Origin of the sequence: Klebsiella spallanzanii, from assembly GCF_902158555.1 — a bacterium.
In the GTDB taxonomy this organism is placed as follows: Bacteria; Pseudomonadota; Gammaproteobacteria; order Enterobacterales; family Enterobacteriaceae; genus Klebsiella; species Klebsiella spallanzanii.
On record NZ_CABGGS010000002.1, the window covers coordinates 168,406 to 185,030 of the forward strand.

A 16,625-nucleotide genomic window follows, 5' to 3' on the forward strand; every position below is an offset into this window, starting at 1 on the left:
CCTATTCACTGTGAGGTTACAAATGAGATCGAATAAATCCGTCGCCGTTATCACCGGAGCCGCTCGCGGCATTGGCAAAGGCTGCGCGCTTGAGCTGGCCCGCGCAGGATTCAATCTTTTAATCAACGACCGCCCGGACGCCGAAAGCGTTGAAAAGCTGGAAATCACCCGCCAGGAGTGCATCGCCGAAGGGGCGGAGGTTATCTGTTTCCCGGCGGATATTGCCGACCTGTCGCAGCACGAAGAGATACTCGATGCCGCGCAAAACCAGTGGGGCCGACTCGATTGCCTGCTGAACAATGCCGGGATTTCGGTCAAAAAACGCGGCGATATCCTCGACATGCAGCCGGACAGCTTCGACGAAAATATTGCCGTCAATACCCGCGCGCCCTTCTTCCTCGCTCAGTCATTCAGCAAGCGCCTGCTGGCGCAGCCGAAACCAGAGAATGAACTCCCACACCGTTCGATTATTTTCGTCAGTTCGATTAACGCCATCATGCTGGCAATGAACCGCGGCGAATACACGATGGCCAAAACCGCCGTCTCCGCTGCCGCTCGTCTGTTTGCCGCCCGCCTGTGCGAGGAGCAAATCGGCGTTTATGAAGTGCGTCCTGGCCTGATTAAAACCGAGATGACCATTCCGGCTACCGCTTACTACGACGAACTGATTGCCAAAGGTCTGGTACCGTGGGGCCGCTGGGGTTTTCCGGCAGATATCGCCTCAACCGTACGCGCGATGGCGGAAGGCAAGCTTATCTACACCTGTGGGCAGGCCGTAGCTATCGACGGCGGCCTGAGCATGCCGCGCTTCTGAGGTTGAACCATGAGAGATCTGTTGCAACGCCCCGACCTGTTCAGCATCAATACCGCGACGCTCGGTTATAAAACGCCGTTGCCCGCCATTATTGATGCCTGCGCCGAACGCGGCATTGGCGCTATTGCGCCATGGAGAAGAGAGCTTGCGGGCGAAAATTTATCAGACATCGCCCGCCAGCTGGCGGCAAACAACATGGCGGTATCCGGGTACTGTCGCAGTACCTATTACACCGCGCCAACGCTGTTAGAGCGTAAAAGCGCCATCGACGAAAACCGTCGGGCGCTGGACGATGCCGCGACCCTGAACGCCGCCTGCTATATGCAGGTGGTCGGCGGACTGCCGCAGGGAAGCAAAGATTTATACGAAGCGCGTGAACAGGTGAAATACGGTATCCGTCAGTTGCTACCGCACTCCAGAGACGTGGGCGTGCCTATCGCGCTGGAGCCGCTGCACCCAATGACCGCCGCCGATCGCTCCTGCCTGTGTACGCTACGCCAGGCGCTGGACTGGTGCGATGAACTCGATCCCGATGGCGAATACGGCCTGGGCGTGGCGGTGGATGTCTACCACGTCTGGTGGGATGCCGATCTTGCCAGCCAGATCCAGCGGGCTGGAAAACGCATTCTGGCCTTTCACGTCTCAGACTGGCTGGTTCCCACCACCGATCTGGTCAACGACCGGGGCATGCCGGGCGACGGCGTCATTAATATTCCCTCGATTCGTCGGCTGGTAGAAAACGCCGGTTTTAACGGCGCGGTGGAATTAGAGATTTTCTCGCCGCACAACTGGTGGCAAAAAGATATCAACAGCACGCTGGATATTAGCGTCGATCGCATCGCGCATTATTGCTAAGGATAAATCATGAATGAACAACCTGTTCTGTTCAGCAGAGCAGCGGCTTGCTGTCGCCTGACGCTGAACCGTGAAGATAAATGTCACGCTATTAATGAAGAGATGATCGAATGGCTCGATCGCTATTTAAACGAAATTGAAAATGACACCACGCTGCGCCTGGTGGAATTAACCGCTACCGGCGATAAATTTTTCTGCGCAGGCGGCGATATTAAATCCTGGTCCGCTTATTCACCGCTGGATATGGGCCGAAAATGGATTAAGCGCGGCAACGAAGTCTTCTCGCGCCTGCGCAATTTACCGCAGCTCACGGTGGCGAATATTAACGGTCACACCATCGGCGGCGGCATTGAACTGGCGCTGAGCTGCGATATTCGCATCGCCCGCCCGACGGCAAAATTCTCCACCCCGGAAGTGATGCTCGGCATGGTTCCAGGCTGGCTGGGCATTGAACGGGTTCTCAATCAGGTCGGCCCGGTGGTTGGCCGCCAGATGCTGATGCTGGGCCAGCGCCTGAGCGCACAGGAAGCACAATCCGCAGGCCTGATAAACGAAGTTGTGGAAAAAGACGCTGTGGACGGCTGGCTCACGAACCAACTCAGCGCGCTGGAAAAATGCGGCCCGGTCGCTCTGGCGCATATTAAGCAGCTCATTCTGGCGCTGGAAAATAAACATGCCGACTATTCGCACCAGCTGCTGGCCGGACTAATGTCCGCCACCCAGGACTGCCAGCAGGCGACCCAGGCCTTTGCCAATAAAGGTCAGGTGAGTTTCCAGAATCAATAAGGAAATAATGATGAATAAAATCACAACCGCTGAGGCTGTCGCCGCGCAGATTAAAGACGGCGCTACCGTAGCCATTAGCGGCAACGGCGGCGGTATGGTCGAAGCCGATTATTTACTGGCCGCCATTGAAAAACGCTTTCTGGAAACCGGACACCCGCGCGATCTGACGCTTATCCACTCTCTGGGTATTGGCGATCGCGACAGCAAAGGCACCAACCGCTTCGCCCATGCAGGGATGCTCAAGCGAATTATCGCCGGGCATTTCACCTGGTCGCCCAAAATGCAGGCGCTGGTAAAAAACGAAGAAATTGAAGCTTACTGCTTTCCCGGCGGCGTGATTCAGGCGCTGCTGCGTGAAATTGGCGCCGGGCGGCCGGGGTTGATCACCCACGTCGGGCTGGGATCGTTTGTCGATCCGCGCCACGGCGGCGGTAAATCCAACGCCATCACCACTGAGGATCTGGTTGAACTGATCGAGATCGATGGCGAGACTAAACTACGCTATCGCCCGTTTAAGGTGGATTACGCCATTGTGCGCGGCACCTACGCCGACCCGCGAGGCAACGTCAGCCTCGAAGAGGAAGCGATCAATATGGACAGCTACTCGATGGCGCTGGCGGCGCACAACAGCGGCGGCAAGGTATTCGTTCAGGTACGCGACGTGCTGGAAGCCGGGGCAATTGCACCACGCAGCGTCACCCTGCCGGGGATTCTGGTCGACGGTATCGTGGAGCATCGCGAGCAGCCGCAGACCTACCTCGGCGGCTACGATCTGACAATCAGCGGCCAGCATCGCCGCCAGTGCTCCAGCGATGCGATAGAGCTGGTCAGCCACCCGGTTCGCCGCCTGATCGCCCGCCGTGCGGCCCGCGAACTGATGGCTGGCGCATCCACCAACTTCGGCTTCGGCATTCCCGGCGGCATTCCCGGCATCGCCCTGCGCGAAGGCGTACCTTATGAGAGCTTGTGGCTTAGCGTGGAGCAAGGGGTACATAACGGCATGATGCTGGACGATGCGCTGTTCGGCTGCGCACGCAACGCCGATGCGATTATTCCTTCGCTGGACCAGTTCGAGTTTTACAGCGGCGGCGGCATCGATATCACCTTCCTCGGCATGGGCGAGATGGACCAGCACGGCAACGTTAACGTGTCCCATCTTAACGGCAACCTGATTGGCCCCGGCGGCTTTCTGGAAATCGCGCAAAATGCGCGCAAAGTGGTGTTCTGCGGCACCTTTGACGCCAAAGGCAGCAAAGTGAACGTCACGCCAGATGGCCTGCAAATCGAGCAGCCAGGGCAGATCCCGAAGCTGGTTGTCGCGGTCGAAAAGATCACTTTCAGCGCCAGCTACGCCCGCCAGAGCGGACAGGAAGTGCTGTATATCACCGAACGCGCGGTATTTCGCTTAACGGAAGCGGGGGTTGAATTAATCGAGATAGCGCCCGGCATTGATATTGAGCGCGATATTCTGCCGTATATGGCCTTCCGTCCGGTGATTAACCGGCCGCGCCTGATGGACAGCGCGCTGTTTAGCGCAATGGGGGATGCATGAGCCAGATCGATGACGCCATCCTTGACGCCCTGACTCATGTTTCCTTTCCCAAAGGATTCACTCAGGCAGAACCCTGTTCAATTGTGACGCTTGATAACGTCAACTACCCGGTATGGTACGCCGATGCGCTGGTCGTCGGTAGCGGAGCCGCCGGACTTCGCGCCGCCGTTGAGCTCAAGCGCCGCCAGCAAAACGTACTGTTAGCGACCGCCGGATTATATATGGGAACCTCCGCCTGTTCCGGTTCGGATAAACAGACGCTGTTTACCGCCGCGACCGCAGGCAACGGCGATAGTTTCCTCAAGCTGGCCGATGCACTGGCCAGCGGCGGCGCCATGGATCACGATACCGCCTATGTGGAAGCGGTGGGTTCGTTGCACACCCTGGGCGGACTCCAGTTCCTGGGCCTGGAGCTACCGGAAGATCGCTATGGCGCGATCCTGCGCTATCAAACCGACCACGATGAAGCCGGACGCGCCACCTCCTGCGGCCCGCGCACTTCGCGACTGATGGTAAAAGTTCTGTTAGAAGAGGTTCAGCGCCTGAGTATCCCGCTGCTGAGCAGTGCGACCATTATCAAACTGCTGCGTCAGCGCGACGAATCAGGGGCAGAACATGTCGCGGGAGCCATTCTGGCGACCGGTTCCCGCGCCCATAACCCGTGGGGGCTGGCGCTGGTGATCGCCCCCAATGTCGTACTGGCGACCGGCGGTCCCGGAGAGCTTTACCGCGACAGCGTCTACCCCAACAAATGCTTCGGTTCGCTGGGGCTGGCGCTGGAAGAGGGGATCACGCTCACCAATCTGACCGAAAGCCAGTTCGGTATCGGCACGCCGCGCAGCGCCTTTCCGTGGAATTTATCCGGCACCTACGTGCAGGTGATCCCCTATATCTATTCCATCGATAGCGACGGCGGCGAGCATAATTTTCTCGCCGACTACTACCGCACCACGCAGGAGCTGGCGTCCAACATCTTCCGCAAGGGGTATCAGTGGCCGTTTCATGCGACCAGAGTGATGGACTTTGGCTCCAGCCTGCTGGATATGGCGGTGGCGCATGAGCAGCAACTGGGCCGCAAAGTCTATATGGACTTTAACCGCAATCCGCAAGCAGTGCCGGGCGATCTCCCCTTCTCTCTGGAGCGGCTTGACGACGACGTGCGGGCTTATCTGGAAAACAACGACGCGCTGGCGGCGCTACCGATTGAACGTTTGCAACAGATGAACCCGTTGTCGATCGCCCTGTATAAAATGCACGGCCACGACCTGACGCAAGAGCCGCTGCAGTTCGCCATGAACAATCAGCATATGAACGGTGGCATTGAGGTCGATATCTGGGGACAAACTTCCCTGCCGGGCTGTTTTGCCGTAGGCGAAGTCGCCGGAACCCACGGCGTAACCCGCCCCGGCGGCGCGGCGCTCAATGCCGGACAGGTCTTTGCCGTGCGGCTGGCGCGCTATATTGCCGAAGCGGGTAAACACGGCTCTACGGACGATGTGGCGGCGCTGGCATACGCACCGATCGCGGCGGTCAGGGAAATTATTGGTCAGGCGCTGGCGAACTCATCCGGGATGTCGCTGCTCACGGTCAAAAAGCAGATTCAGGCGCGCATGTCCGATTCCGCCGGTTTTATTTGCCGGGCCGAAGATGTTGGCCATGCCTGCCGCGATGCTCAGCTATTGCTGGAGTTCATCCAGCAGCATGGACTAACCATCAATCACCCGGCCGAAATCGCGGAACTCTTTATGTGGCGGCAGCTGGCGCTGACGTCGACGGCGGTTCTCACCGTATTAGATCATTACGTCACGGCAGGTGGGGGAAGCCGGGGAGCAAGAATGGTACTGGATGCCAACGGTGAGTGCCTGCCGCTCACTCGCCGGGGCGCAATCGAAGCCTGGCGCTTCCGCCCGGAAAAGAACCGTGATAAAGAGTGTAAAATTACGGTCCAATATCATCAAACCCAATGGGTTATTGCAGATAAAAAATTAAGGAGCCTTGCTGATATTAAAAATAATTACTTTGAAAAAAACTGGCCAGATTTTCTTTGCGGTGAAATCTATTTATCCAACCGTTTAAAATAGATTTTTTATACATCGTCGAACCCTACGGCCACAATATTAAAAAAGCTCTGTGACATGCCTGAATTTCCCTGGTGAATGAATCAACACCAGGGAATCAAAAACATATATCTATTATAAAGGTCTGCCCATGAAGAAAATAAAGAATTACAGATGGCATATGATTGCACTCGTATGCTTTATTACCGTCATAAACTATTTAGATCGTACAGCATTAGGTATTGCCGCACCCACCATCATGGAATCAACGGGAATAACTAAAGAGCAGTACTCCTGGGTTGTCAGCGCCTTCCAGTTGGCTTATACGCTTGGCCAACCCATTATGGGATTCTTCATTGATACAGTGGGGTTAAAAATAAGTTTTGCCATCTGCGCCGCTATCTGGGGTCTGGCGACCATGGGGCATGCTTTGACCGGTACATGGCAAGGCCTGGCATTTATGCGCAGCATTATGGGCTTCAGTGAAGCTTCGGCGATACCCGCTGGTGTAAAGACGGCCTCAACATGGTTTCCGGCGAAAGAGCGCGGTATTGCCACGGGCGTCTTCAACATGGGGACATCCTTAGGCGCAATGCTCGCACCACCGCTGATTGCCTGGTGCATAATGTTCCATAGCTGGCAGTTCGCTTTTCTGGTCTCAGGTGGACTGGCGTTATTAGCCGCAATATTTTGGTTTATTTTCTATAAAGATCCAAAATACGCTAAAGGATTATCCCAGGAAGAACGTGACTATATTGAATCAGGGCAAGAAAAACATCTCAACTCAGATAAAAAGGAGAAGGCTTCCATTATCTCTATTCTTAAACAACGTAATTTCTGGGGCATCGGTATTGCTCGTTTTCTGGCAGACCCGGCATGGGGAACTATTAATTTCTGGGTACCTATCTTCTTTGTTGAGACTCTGCATTTCAGCTTAAAAGAAATTGCTATGTTTGTCTGGTTACCGTTCCTGTTAGGCGATTTGGGATGTCTGGCAAGCGGCTTTGTCGCAAAGTTTTTTAACGACCGCGGCGTCAGCCTGATTAATTCACGGCGCATTGCCTTTACTATTGCGGCAATCATCATGATGACAATCGGTCTGGTCAGTATCGTCGACAATCCGTATATCGCCGTGCTTCTTATCAGTATTGGGGCATTTTCCCATCAGCTACTGTCTACCGTGGCGGCCACGCTGGGTGCCGATTTGTTCAAAAAAGACGAAGTTGCTACCGTTGTGGGTATGGCGGGAGCCTGTGCATGGTCAGGGCAGTTGCTGTTTAACCTGTTCATCGGCGCTTTCGTTAGCATTATCGGCTTTGCGCCATTTTTTGTTGCTCTGGCGTTCTTTGATATTATCGGCTCCATCGCACTATGGGTGTTAATTAAAGAGCCTAAGACAGCAGCAGAGGAGCTGCAGCTGGCAACAAACTAACGCCCATTAACTAAAATCAGGCACTATAAACCATTATGTATAGTGCCTGAACCGTTCACCGACTCACCTTATTCACCCACCAGATCCCGGTGCATACCAGCACCAGCGCAACAACATATTTCCAGTCCCAGATATTTTCGCCCAGGAAAATAGCAGACAAGACCGTACCAGAAACGGGGATCAGAAAGTTAAACGGCGCAATCATGCCCACGCGGTTGTGCTTGAGTAGGATGCTCCACAGCGCAAAGGCGACCGAAGAGAGGAGCGTCAGATAGCCTAAGAGCAACATGGAAGCAGCACCGTGCACGGCGAGAGTGCCCCCGCTCAGATAGCCGCCAACTAACAGCGCAATGCCGCCAAAAGCCAGCTGCCAACCGGTCATCACCGTTGGATCTACCGTCTGCGAAATACGCTTACCATAGAGCGTCGCCGCCGACAGAACAAAGGCCGCCAGCACCACAAAACCATCTCCCAGCCAGACAAAACTGAAGTTGCTTAGCGAGTGGTTAAAGTTCACCAGCAGTACGCCAGCAAAGCCAAGGATGCAGCCGAGCGTTTTGTTGTAGCTTAGCTTGTCATTTTGGTAGATAAAATGCGCCAGCAGTACGCTGAAGAAAGTGCCGGTGGCGTTCATAATCGACCCTTTGACGCCGGTGGTAAACGCGAGTCCAATATAGAAAAAAACATACTGGATAGAGGTTTGCGTCAGCCCCAGCACCATAAGTTGTCCATACTGGTGCCTGCTAAGGCGGCTGATTGGCTTACGCTGCATCAGAGCAAAGAGCAACAGGAGCATACCCGCAAATACAAAACGGTAGCCAGCAAAAACCACCTTTGACGGTATATCGTCCGTGGCAATCTGAAATAGTTCATAACCGCTTTTAATCGCAGGGTAAGCGCTTCCCCACAGCAGGCAGCAGAGGGTTGCGCAAGCATAGGCGACATTCTTACGGGAAAAAACTGAGGGTGCATCCATTCACTTCACCAGAAATAAAATAGCGTTTTATTTTATTATCCGGAAAGTTGCTAAGAATAGCTACCATACAAGGAAAATATTACTGAATGCAGAAAAGCAAAACGCCGGCACAAGGCCGGCGTCTCGACGTGAGTTGAGTAATAAATTACTCAGCTACAACGTTAACAACCAGTTTAGCGAAGACTTCGCTGTGAACCTGGAAGTCCACTTCGTGCTCACCGGTGGTGCGCAGAACGCCGTTCGGCAGACGAACTTCGCTCTTAGCAACGGCAACACCAGCTGCAGTTACAGCGTCAGCGATGTCGCGGGTACCGATGGAACCGAACAGTTTACCTTCGTCGCCAGATTTAGACGCGATGGTAACGGTGCCCAGTGCGTTGATTGCTTCAGCACGTGCGTTAGCAGCGCCCAGAACTTCTGCCAGTTTGGCTTCCAGTTCAGCACGGCGTGCTTCGAAGAATTCAACGTTTTTCTTGGTAGCAGGAACAGCTTTACCCTGTGGTACCAGGAAGTTACGAGCGTAGCCCGCTTTAACGTTAACCTGATCACCCAGGCTACCCAGGTTTGCTACTTTATCAAGCAGAATAACTTGCATTACCTTATCCTCTCAAAGTCGTATTAATGGACCGTGACCGATTACTGATGACGATCAGTGTACGGCAGCAGGGACAGGTAGCGAGCGCGTTTGATAGCGCGTGCCAGCTGACGCTGATATTTTGCACGGGTACCGGTGATACGGCTCGGGACAATCTTACCGCTTTCGGTGATGTAGTTTTTCAGCGTAGCGATATCTTTATAGTCGATCTCTTGAACGCCTTCCGCGGTGAAACGGCAGAACTTGCGACGACGGAAATAACGTGCCATATGGCTAGTCTCCAGAATCTATCAATTCAATCTGCTCGGCATGCAGAACCATTTTGCTCAGACCGTTCTTTGCCTTGTGGCAAGAGATGAACCCCTGAACGGTTATGCGGCTGCCGACCGTTATACTGTGAGTAATGGCCTGGTTCTCGTGACCGCTAATAATAACGGGCATTTGGCACCACGCCTGCCGGTGAAAACCGGCTTCCTCCTGCACTGAACGATGCTCAAGCACGAACTGGCAGTGTGGAATTCCTGACGGGCTGACCTTACGAAGTGGAGTCCTGCATACAATGCCGGACAGCTCCAGACGGTTGGTCATCAGGATTACTCTTCAGAATCCCCAGCTTCAGAATCATCTGCGGTTTCGTTTGCGAAATCTTCGCGACGCTCACGGCGCTCGTCTTTCGCTTTAACCATCGGAGATGCTTCGGTAACAGCGTGCTTAGTACGCATTACCATGCTGCGGATAACGGCGTCGTTGAAGCGGAAGTTAGTTTCCAGCTCATCGATCGCTTCCTGCGGAGCTTCAACGTTCAGCAGAACGTAGTGAGCTTTGTGCAGTTTGTTGATCGGATAAGCCAGCTGACGGCGGCCCCAGTCTTCCAGACGGTGGATCGTACCTTCTGCTGCAGTGATTGCACCAGTGTAACGTTCGATCATACCCGGAACCTGTTCGCTCTGGTCAGGATGGACCATAAAAACGATTTCGTAATGACGCATCGAATTGCTCCTTACGGATTATTCAGCCTCCTGTCTGGGTCAGCCGCGGCCCATGGAGGCAAGGAACGTGTTAAAGGGCGGCTGAAAAATTGACGCGTCATAATACGTGCGAGCATGGTTTAAGACAAGTGAATTGTGCAAATAATTCGCACTAAGCGCAAAGTCACCCTAAGCCGGTGATTTAAAATTAATCAACGACGGAAGCGACAATTTTTTGAACAACTGCATCAGAAATGGTCGCGATACGCCCAACAGGCAGCGATTACACTTAGATCAGAAGCAATTCAACCCAAGGGAGCGGGTTAACGTCAGGACTGTCATAAGGAGCGTAGATGATGAAATACATCCTCATAACCATGATGGCAGCGCTTTTGTTGAGCGCCAACGCGCTGGCTGCTATTAAAATCGATGCCCGCCAGGCCCGCAACATGGATGATGTGCAGAGCCTCGGCGTTATTTATATCAATCACAACATCGCGACCGAACAGGAAGCCGACCAGGCGCTCAGCCAGCAGAGCGATGCCGAGGGAGCGAAATATTTTCAACCAATCCTGATTCATGAGCCTGGAAGCGACGGCCTGATTCACGCCAGTGCGGCTATTTACCGCTAATACCCGTCTCTTTGACTTCGCCCGATAGTCAGGGCGAAGTCTTAATGGAATTGAGAATTATTTTCCATTCAAACTTATCAGTATCACCGTAACCTGATTTAATCGCTCTTTAACCGCATGATTATCCGGAGTGATTCATGGTTCCGCGTTTTGTCACGCTAAGCCGTATACCAAAAGGGGTCTGGGTTCTTGGCGGCGTTAGCCTGCTGATGGATGTTTCATCAGAAATGATCCACAGCCTTCTTCCTCTGTTTATGGCCACCACGCTAGGGGCCAGCGTCATTATTATTGGGATTATCGAAGGCGTCGCGGAAGCTACTGCGCTGATGCTGAAGGTTTTCTCCGGCGTCATTAGCGATTATGTGGGCAAGCGTAAAGGACTGGCGCTGCTCGGCTATGGGCTGGGTGCGCTGAGCAAGCCTCTTTTCGCTATTGCGCCCACCTCCGGCATGGTGTTTAGCGCCCGGATGATCGACCGCGTCGGCAAAGGAATACGCGGCGCGCCAAGAGATGCGCTGGTCGCCGACGTCACGCCGCCGGAAATCCGTGGAGCCGCCTACGGCCTGCGCCAGGCTCTGGACACCATTGGCGCGTTTCTGGGACCGCTCCTTGCCGTTGCGCTGATGTTTCTCTGGGATAACGACTTCCAGTCTATTTTCTGGGTCGCGGTCATTCCTGCCATGCTCTCCATTGTCTTATTAGCCTTTGGGCTAAAAGAACCAAAAGCTCCGATCGCCCGGAAACGCACCAATCCTCTGCGCCGTGAGAACCTAAAAAAGCTTTCTGCCGCCTACTGGTGGGTGGTGGCTATCGGCTCGATTTTTACCCTCGCCCGCTTCAGCGAAGCGTTTTTGGTCCTGCGCGCTCAGCAAATGGCGATCCCGTTGTTCGCTATTCCGCTGGTGATGGTCGCCATGAACCTGGTGTACAGCCTGACCGCCTATCCGTTTGGAAAATTATCGGACAGCACAAGCCACAGCAAAATGCTGCAGTGGGGTCTGCTGGTGCTGATCGCCGCCGATATCGTACTGGCCTTGAGCAACCACTGGAGCACGCTTTTAGCTGGCGTCGCGCTGTGGGGCATTCATATGGGAATGACGCAGGGCCTGCTGGCGGCGATGGTGGCGCACACCGCCCCGCCGGAGCTGCGCGGAACCGCGTTCGGGATGTTCAATCTGATGAGCGGCGTTGCGCTGTTACTGGCCAGCGCCGGTGCGGGCGTGCTGTGGGAGGTATTCGGTGCCGCCTCGACGTTTTACGCCGGGGCGATCATCTGTGTACTGGCGTTGATTGGTATGCGCGGTATGCCATCGGCTTATCAACAAAACTAAAAATGGCTCCGGAGCAGACCGGTTGATTCATCATAGAGATGAAATACTCCGGAGCACATACTTCACTTTTGCCCGTAATAGGCATTTGGCCCATGCTTGCGCATGAAGTGTTTATCCATCAGCCAGCTATCGATGGGCTTCAGCTGCGGGTTAATGCCGCGAGCAATCCACGCCATTCTCGCCACTTCTTCCATCACCACCGCGTTATGCACCGCGTCGTGCGCATCTTTCCCCCAGGCAAAAGGTCCATGCTGATACACCACGATACCCGGCGTATGCAGCGGCTCGACCTCGCCCAGCGTTTCAATGATCACGCGCCCGGTGTTCAGTTCATAAGCCTCTTCAACTTCTAAAGCGCTTAACGCCCTGGTACAGGGAATATCGCCAAAGAAATAGTCCGCATGGGTCGTCCCCAGCGCGGGAATGGCCAGTCCTGCCTGCGCCCAGGCCGTTGCGTGGGTCGAGTGGGTATGCACCACGCCGCCAAGGCTCGGATAGCGGCGATACAGCGCCAGGTGCGTAGCGGTATCGGAAGAGGGGCGATACTGCCCTTCCACCACGTTACCCTCCAGATCCACGACCACCATATCGTCCGCTTTCATGGTTTCGTAGGCTACGCCGCTGGGCTTAATCGCCACCAGACCCCGTTCGCGGTCAATGGCGCTGACGTTACCCCAGGTAAAAGTGACCAGGCCATAGCGCGGCAAATCCATATTGGCATCAAAAACCTGCTGCTTGAGCTTTTGCATTACGCCGCCTCCACCAGACCCGCGCTGGCCATTCGCGCCTTCACCCAATCGCGCGCTTTTGCCACTTCTGCTGCCGGATCGTCAGTCGTTTCGCTCCACATCTCAATCAGGTACGGCCCGCAGTAGCCAGTTTGTTTGAGCGTCGCGAAACAGCGTTCAAAATCGACAACCCCTTCACCGAACGGCACGTTTTTAAACACGCCGGGTTTGGTGTCCTTAACGTGCACCGCCACGATATGACCCATCCCGGCCTGTAGCTCCATCTGCACATCGTTGTCCCACGCCGACAGGTTGCCGATGTCGGGATAGAGCTGGAACCACGGGTTATTCAGGTAGTGGGCATAGCCCAGCGCCTTACTGATCGAGTTCATCAGCGGATAATCCATGATTTCCATCGCCAGTGTCACCTGAGCGCGGCTCGCCATCTCGACGCTCTCTTTCAGCCCATCGCGAAAACGACGGCGCGTCTCGTTATTCGCTTCCTGATAGTAAACGTCGTAACCCGCAAGCTGGATCACGCGAATCCCCACATCCTGCGCCAGCTGAATCGCTTTACGCATAATCTCCAGGCCCTGCGCGCGCACCGCGTCGTCTTCGCTACCGAGCGGGAAGCGCCGGTGGGCGCTCAGGCACATGGAAGGTACGCGAACCCCGGTTTCGGCAATCGCGTTGACCAGCGCGAGGCGCTGCTCCCGGCTCCAGTCAAGCCGCGCCAGGCGAGCGTCAGTTTCATCCACCGACATTTCGACAAAATCAAAACCAAGCTCTTTTGCCAGCCTCAAGCGTTCCAGCCAGCACTCCCCTCCGGGGAGCGCTTTTTCATAAATACCGAGCGGTATTTGTTTCGACAACATAGCCGCTCCTTAACCCCACAGCTGGGCAATAGAACGCTTAAACTGTCGTGCAGCTTCTACTGGAGAAGCCGCATCGCGAATGCTGCGACCGGCAATAAATACATGAATGGGGATGCCCTGGAACAGCGGCAGGTCTTCCAGCGCCAGGCCACCGGTGACGGTGACTTTAAAGCCCATATCGGACAGACGTTTGATAGCGCTGATATCCGCCTCACCCCATGCCACGCCGGCAGCCTGCGCATCGCGGCTACGGTGATAAACCACCTGCTGAATGCCCGCTTCACGCCACTCCTGCGCCTGCTCCCAGGTCCAGTAGCCGGTCAATTCGATCTGTACGTCGCCGTTAAACTCTTTCGCTACGTCCAGCGCGCCTTTGGTGGTGTTGATATCCGCACAGCAAATCACGGTCACCCAGTCTGCGTTGGCTTCAAAGCACATGCGGGAGAGAATTTTACCGGCATCGGCAATTTTGGCGTCCGCCAGCACAATTTTATGCGGATAGAGCGCCTTAAGGTCGCGAACGGCGCGTACGCCTTCCGCCACGCAAAGAATGGTGCCGACTTCAATAATGTCCACTTCATCTGCAATCAGACGCGTCGTTTCATACGCGGAAGACATTGATTGGTTATCCAGCGCAACCTGCAACATAGGTAATGACATTTGATATTCCTTTTAAACAGCCGCCGCGGTGGCGTTATCAATTAAATCCAGCACTTCCTGCGCGGTGCGGCAGGCGCGTAAACGGTCGAAGTTGGCTTCATCTTCAAACAGATTAACGATCTGCATGATGCCCACTTCCTGATGGGTATTGGCATCCACGGCCGCCATGGTGATCAGGATATCGACCGGGTCGTTATCTTCATGATTGAAAACCAGCGGCGTTTTTAACGTCACCAGCGCAAAGCCGGTTTTCTTGACCCCCTCTTCCGGGCGTCCGTGCGGCATCGCCAGGCCGGGCGCAATCACAAAATAGGGGCCGTGCTGAGCAACGCCATCCAGAATGGCCTGGTAGTAACGCGGTTCAACCACATCAGCTTTTACCAGCAGATCAACGCTCAGCTTTACGGCCTCCTGCCAGGTACTGGCATCTGCCTGAAGAAGAATGGAGTTATTCTCCACCAGCGAATCACGTAATTTCATGTGCCGTCCTTACTTCACATCCTGAGGAAAATGTTCTTTGATCACTTCCAGAAGTTTTGGGCCAAAATCCGCAGGCGACAGCATGTTACGCACGCCAACCACGTATTTGTTGCCGGAGACGGTAATCTCACCGGCGATGTGGGTGGAAGCGATGATAATATCCGCTCCGCTCAGTTCACTTTTGTATTCACCTACCGCGCAACTGTTCACCGTGTGATCGATATTTGACTGGGTTAAAAACTGGTCCACCTTCATCTTCATGATCATGGAACTCCCTTGCCCGTTACCACATACAGCCAGAATACGTACGGTCATAGTCAAAACTCCTTATTGAGCAGAAGCATCTGCCAGTTGTTTTTCCGCGTCCTCTTCAGCACGCAGCGTGCGCCCTGCAAAGAACATATAAGCCAGTGCAATAATGATGATGACGGCCATAAACGCGATACCGATAGAGGCAAAGCCCTGCATCATCGGCGGTGCCAGAATCGACCAGTCAGCCATACCCATCCAGGCGCTCATACCGGTCAGTTTCACCGCCCAGACGCAGCCAAAGATTTCAATCATGCCCATCACCAGACAAATCTTCAGCGCCGCGCGCCAGCCGCCAAAATGGTTAGCAAAGACGCCGATGGTGGCGTTGGAGAAGAACATCGGGATAAAGCCCGGAATAATCAGAATGGAAGAGCCGCAGCCAACCAGAATACCAACGGCAATCAGCTGACCGATGGTGCCCCACATAAAGCCCCAGACCACGGCGTTTGGTGCAAAGCTATAAATTGCCGCGCAGTCGATAGCCAGTACAGCCCCAGGGATCAGACGCTGAGAGATACCGTTGAACGCCTCGGAGAGCTCGGCAACGAACATGCGCACGCCCTGAGTAATAATGAAAATAGCCACCGCGAACGAGAAGCCCGTTTGCAGGATATAGATCGTCCAGTGGGTTTTGCCCGCCATCGCCTGTACGGTGTCGATGCCGAAGGAGAGCAAAATCGCGCCGAAGAAAATGGTCATCACAATGGCTGTGGAGACGATGTTGTCGTGGAAAATATTCAGCCAGCCCGGCAGCTTAAGGTCTTCCACGCTCTCCTCTTTCTTGCCGAGGTATGGCGCCACTTTATAGGCAATCCAGGAGGCGAACTGCTGCTGGTGACCGATGGAGAAGCCGCAGCCGTCGGTCACTTCCTGGGTCGGCTTGTACATCATGTTTGAGGTAATGCCCCAATAGAGCGACACCAGTACCGCTGTGCAGATAATGGTCGTCCACATCGGGTAGCCGAAAATATAGAAAGAGACGGCGATCAACCCGGCCTGCTGGAACATGATGTGCCCGGTCAACATGATGGTACGAATACCGGTAATGCGCCGCAGCAGGACGTAACAAATATTCAGCGCCAGCGCTAACAGCACGGCATAACCCACCCAGCTGTAGGCATCCCCCATTCGCTCAATGGTTGCCATCATTGAAGCGTAGGTATCGGAGATAGCGCCGTTGATGCCGTAAACCTCAGACATTTTCGCCACCACCGGTTTAAAGGTACTGGTCAGAATGCCGGACCCGGCCTGCAGCAGCATAAAACCGATAATGGTTTTAATCGTCCCTTTAACAACGACGCTGGCGCTTTTGCGCAGCAGGATATAACCCAGGCAGGTCACAATACCCAATAGCAGCGGGGCGTTGGTCATTACCTGGTTAAAGAAAACGGTAAAGATGTTGTAGAGAATCTCCATAACACACTCCAGAAGGTGGAAGCCCTGAACGCACGCTACGCTCAGGTTTTGTTGTTACGATCACTCTAATAATCAAAAGTAATCACAACAAGATTATATTTGATTAAATGTGACACACGCCGCAAATAATCCTTCAATCTGTTATCGTATTAATTC

At 54.3% G+C, this 16,625-nt stretch carries 19 protein-coding genes; 8 read left to right on the top strand and 11 right to left on the bottom strand.

From position 1 onward, the window contains the following. The first annotated feature begins 22 nt into the window (after nt 1-22). The 6 genes from FN082_RS04290 (at nt 23) to FN082_RS04315 (ending at nt 7,496) form a co-directional block, all read left to right on the top strand. A complete protein-coding gene (locus FN082_RS04290) occupies nt 23-814 on the top strand; it encodes a 3-ketoacyl-ACP reductase (protein WP_139540961.1) in 792 nt (263 codons plus the stop codon). 9 nt (nt 815-823) lie between these two features. Continuing rightward, nucleotides 824-1,669: a sugar phosphate isomerase/epimerase family protein gene (locus tag FN082_RS04295; protein WP_139540960.1), complete on the top strand. Its 846-nt coding sequence runs from the start codon at nt 824-826 to the stop codon at nt 1,667-1,669. A gap of 9 nt (nt 1,670-1,678) precedes the next feature. Then, the gene (locus tag FN082_RS04300; protein WP_139540959.1) at nt 1,679-2,455 is read left to right on the top strand and encodes an enoyl-CoA hydratase/isomerase family protein; all 777 of its coding nucleotides are present in this window, start codon (nt 1,679-1,681) and stop codon (nt 2,453-2,455) included. A gap of 10 nt (nt 2,456-2,465) precedes the next feature. Then, nucleotides 2,466-4,007: an acyl CoA:acetate/3-ketoacid CoA transferase gene (locus FN082_RS04305; protein ID WP_142981230.1), complete on the top strand. Its 1,542-nt coding sequence runs from the start codon at nt 2,466-2,468 to the stop codon at nt 4,005-4,007. Further along, a complete protein-coding gene (locus tag FN082_RS04310) occupies nt 4,004-6,088 on the top strand; it encodes an FAD-dependent oxidoreductase (protein ID WP_142981192.1) in 2,085 nt (694 codons plus the stop codon). Before FN082_RS04305 ends, FN082_RS04310 begins: the two co-directional genes overlap by 4 nt. A gap of 127 nt (nt 6,089-6,215) precedes the next feature. Continuing rightward, a complete protein-coding gene (locus FN082_RS04315) occupies nt 6,216-7,496 on the top strand; it encodes an MFS transporter (protein ID WP_139540957.1) in 1,281 nt (426 codons plus the stop codon). Between the two features lie 55 nt (nt 7,497-7,551). On the opposite strand, the gene FN082_RS04320 is transcribed toward FN082_RS04315, so the two are convergent. The 5 genes from FN082_RS04320 to rpsF form a co-directional block, all read right to left on the bottom strand. Then, on the bottom strand, nt 7,552-8,472 hold the full coding sequence (locus tag FN082_RS04320) for a DMT family transporter (RefSeq protein ID WP_139540956.1): 921 nt from the start codon (nt 8,470-8,472) through the stop codon (nt 7,552-7,554). Nucleotides 8,473-8,617: 145 nt separating this feature from the next. Further along, entirely contained in the window at nt 8,618-9,067 is a 450-nt protein-coding gene (gene rplI / locus FN082_RS04325) for a 50S ribosomal protein L9 (RefSeq protein ID WP_004098003.1), read from the bottom strand. Between the two features lie 41 nt (nt 9,068-9,108). Further along, a complete protein-coding gene (gene rpsR / locus FN082_RS04330; protein ID WP_000135199.1) occupies nt 9,109-9,336 on the bottom strand; it encodes a 30S ribosomal protein S18 in 228 nt (75 codons plus the stop codon). Between the two features lie 4 nt (nt 9,337-9,340). Beyond that, a complete protein-coding gene (priB, locus tag FN082_RS04335; RefSeq protein WP_139540955.1) occupies nt 9,341-9,655 on the bottom strand; it encodes a primosomal replication protein N in 315 nt (104 codons plus the stop codon). 5 nt (nt 9,656-9,660) lie between these two features. Next, nucleotides 9,661-10,056: a 30S ribosomal protein S6 gene (gene rpsF, locus FN082_RS04340; RefSeq protein ID WP_004098001.1), complete on the bottom strand. Its 396-nt coding sequence runs from the start codon at nt 10,054-10,056 to the stop codon at nt 9,661-9,663. Nucleotides 10,057-10,391: 335 nt separating this feature from the next. On the opposite strand from rpsF, the gene FN082_RS04345 reads away from it, so the two are divergent. Both FN082_RS04345 and FN082_RS04350 read left to right on the top strand, forming a co-directional pair. Then, entirely contained in the window at nt 10,392-10,667 is a 276-nt protein-coding gene (locus tag FN082_RS04345) for a YdgH/BhsA/McbA family protein (protein WP_139541069.1), read from the top strand. A 137-nt stretch (nt 10,668-10,804) separates the two neighbouring features. Continuing rightward, nucleotides 10,805-11,998, top strand: coding sequence for an MFS transporter (locus tag FN082_RS04350; RefSeq protein WP_142981193.1), 1,194 nt, complete (start codon nt 10,805-10,807; stop codon nt 11,996-11,998). Between the two features lie 62 nt (nt 11,999-12,060). Here FN082_RS04350 and FN082_RS04355 read toward each other — a convergent pair whose 3' ends face one another. The 6 genes from FN082_RS04355 to ulaA are packed head-to-tail and all read right to left on the bottom strand — an operon-like array spanning nt 12,061 to nt 16,469. Beyond that, entirely contained in the window at nt 12,061-12,747 is a 687-nt protein-coding gene (locus tag FN082_RS04355; RefSeq protein ID WP_139540953.1) for an L-ribulose-5-phosphate 4-epimerase, read from the bottom strand. Then, nucleotides 12,747-13,601: an L-ribulose-5-phosphate 3-epimerase UlaE gene (gene ulaE, locus FN082_RS04360; protein WP_139540952.1), complete on the bottom strand. Its 855-nt coding sequence runs from the start codon at nt 13,599-13,601 to the stop codon at nt 12,747-12,749. The genes FN082_RS04355 and ulaE overlap by 1 nt, the downstream gene beginning before the upstream one ends. A 9-nt stretch (nt 13,602-13,610) precedes the next feature. Next, nucleotides 13,611-14,261 carry a 3-keto-L-gulonate-6-phosphate decarboxylase UlaD gene (gene ulaD / locus FN082_RS04365; RefSeq protein ID WP_139540951.1) on the bottom strand — a complete coding sequence of 217 codons (651 nt, stop codon included), beginning with the start codon at nt 14,259-14,261 and terminating at the stop codon, nt 13,611-13,613. A gap of 12 nt (nt 14,262-14,273) precedes the next feature. Further along, on the bottom strand, nt 14,274-14,741 hold the full coding sequence (gene ulaC, locus FN082_RS04370; RefSeq protein ID WP_128316758.1) for a PTS ascorbate transporter subunit IIA: 468 nt from the start codon (nt 14,739-14,741) through the stop codon (nt 14,274-14,276). A 9-nt stretch (nt 14,742-14,750) separates the two neighbouring features. After that, nucleotides 14,751-15,056, bottom strand: coding sequence for a PTS ascorbate transporter subunit IIB (gene ulaB / locus FN082_RS04375; RefSeq protein ID WP_045439008.1), 306 nt, complete (start codon nt 15,054-15,056; stop codon nt 14,751-14,753). A 12-nt stretch (nt 15,057-15,068) separates the two neighbouring features. Further along, a complete protein-coding gene (gene ulaA, locus FN082_RS04380; RefSeq protein ID WP_139540950.1) occupies nt 15,069-16,469 on the bottom strand; it encodes a PTS ascorbate transporter subunit IIC in 1,401 nt (466 codons plus the stop codon). Nucleotides 16,470-16,625 lie beyond the last annotated feature (156 nt).

Bases quoted from the DNA above. Each gene is read 5' to 3' on its own strand.
- FN082_RS04290 (WP_139540961.1), top strand. From the start codon at position 23: ATGAGATCGAATAAATCCGTCGCCGTTATCACCGGAGCCGCTCGCGGC.
- FN082_RS04295 (WP_139540960.1), top strand. From the start codon at position 824: ATGAGAGATCTGTTGCAACGCCCCGACCTGTTCAGCATCAATACCGCG.
- FN082_RS04300 (WP_139540959.1), top strand. From the start codon at position 1,679: ATGAATGAACAACCTGTTCTGTTCAGCAGAGCAGCGGCTTGCTGTCGC.
- FN082_RS04305 (WP_142981230.1), top strand. From the start codon at position 2,466: ATGAATAAAATCACAACCGCTGAGGCTGTCGCCGCGCAGATTAAAGAC.
- FN082_RS04310 (WP_142981192.1), top strand. From the start codon at position 4,004: ATGAGCCAGATCGATGACGCCATCCTTGACGCCCTGACTCATGTTTCC.
- FN082_RS04315 (WP_139540957.1), top strand. From the start codon at position 6,216: ATGAAGAAAATAAAGAATTACAGATGGCATATGATTGCACTCGTATGC.
- FN082_RS04320 (WP_139540956.1), bottom strand. From the start codon at position 8,472: ATGGATGCACCCTCAGTTTTTTCCCGTAAGAATGTCGCCTATGCTTGC.
- rplI (WP_004098003.1), bottom strand. From the start codon at position 9,067: ATGCAAGTTATTCTGCTTGATAAAGTAGCAAACCTGGGTAGCCTGGGT.
- rpsR (WP_000135199.1), bottom strand. From the start codon at position 9,336: ATGGCACGTTATTTCCGTCGTCGCAAGTTCTGCCGTTTCACCGCGGAA.
- priB (WP_139540955.1), bottom strand. From the start codon at position 9,655: ATGACCAACCGTCTGGAGCTGTCCGGCATTGTATGCAGGACTCCACTT.
- rpsF (WP_004098001.1), bottom strand. From the start codon at position 10,056: ATGCGTCATTACGAAATCGTTTTTATGGTCCATCCTGACCAGAGCGAA.
- FN082_RS04345 (WP_139541069.1), top strand. From the start codon at position 10,392: ATGAAATACATCCTCATAACCATGATGGCAGCGCTTTTGTTGAGCGCC.
- FN082_RS04350 (WP_142981193.1), top strand. From the start codon at position 10,805: ATGGTTCCGCGTTTTGTCACGCTAAGCCGTATACCAAAAGGGGTCTGG.
- FN082_RS04355 (WP_139540953.1), bottom strand. From the start codon at position 12,747: ATGCAAAAGCTCAAGCAGCAGGTTTTTGATGCCAATATGGATTTGCCG.
- ulaE (WP_139540952.1), bottom strand. From the start codon at position 13,601: ATGTTGTCGAAACAAATACCGCTCGGTATTTATGAAAAAGCGCTCCCC.
- ulaD (WP_139540951.1), bottom strand. From the start codon at position 14,261: ATGTCATTACCTATGTTGCAGGTTGCGCTGGATAACCAATCAATGTCT.
- ulaC (WP_128316758.1), bottom strand. From the start codon at position 14,741: ATGAAATTACGTGATTCGCTGGTGGAGAATAACTCCATTCTTCTTCAG.
- ulaB (WP_045439008.1), bottom strand. From the start codon at position 15,056: ATGACCGTACGTATTCTGGCTGTATGTGGTAACGGGCAAGGGAGTTCC.
- ulaA (WP_139540950.1), bottom strand. From the start codon at position 16,469: ATGGAGATTCTCTACAACATCTTTACCGTTTTCTTTAACCAGGTAATG.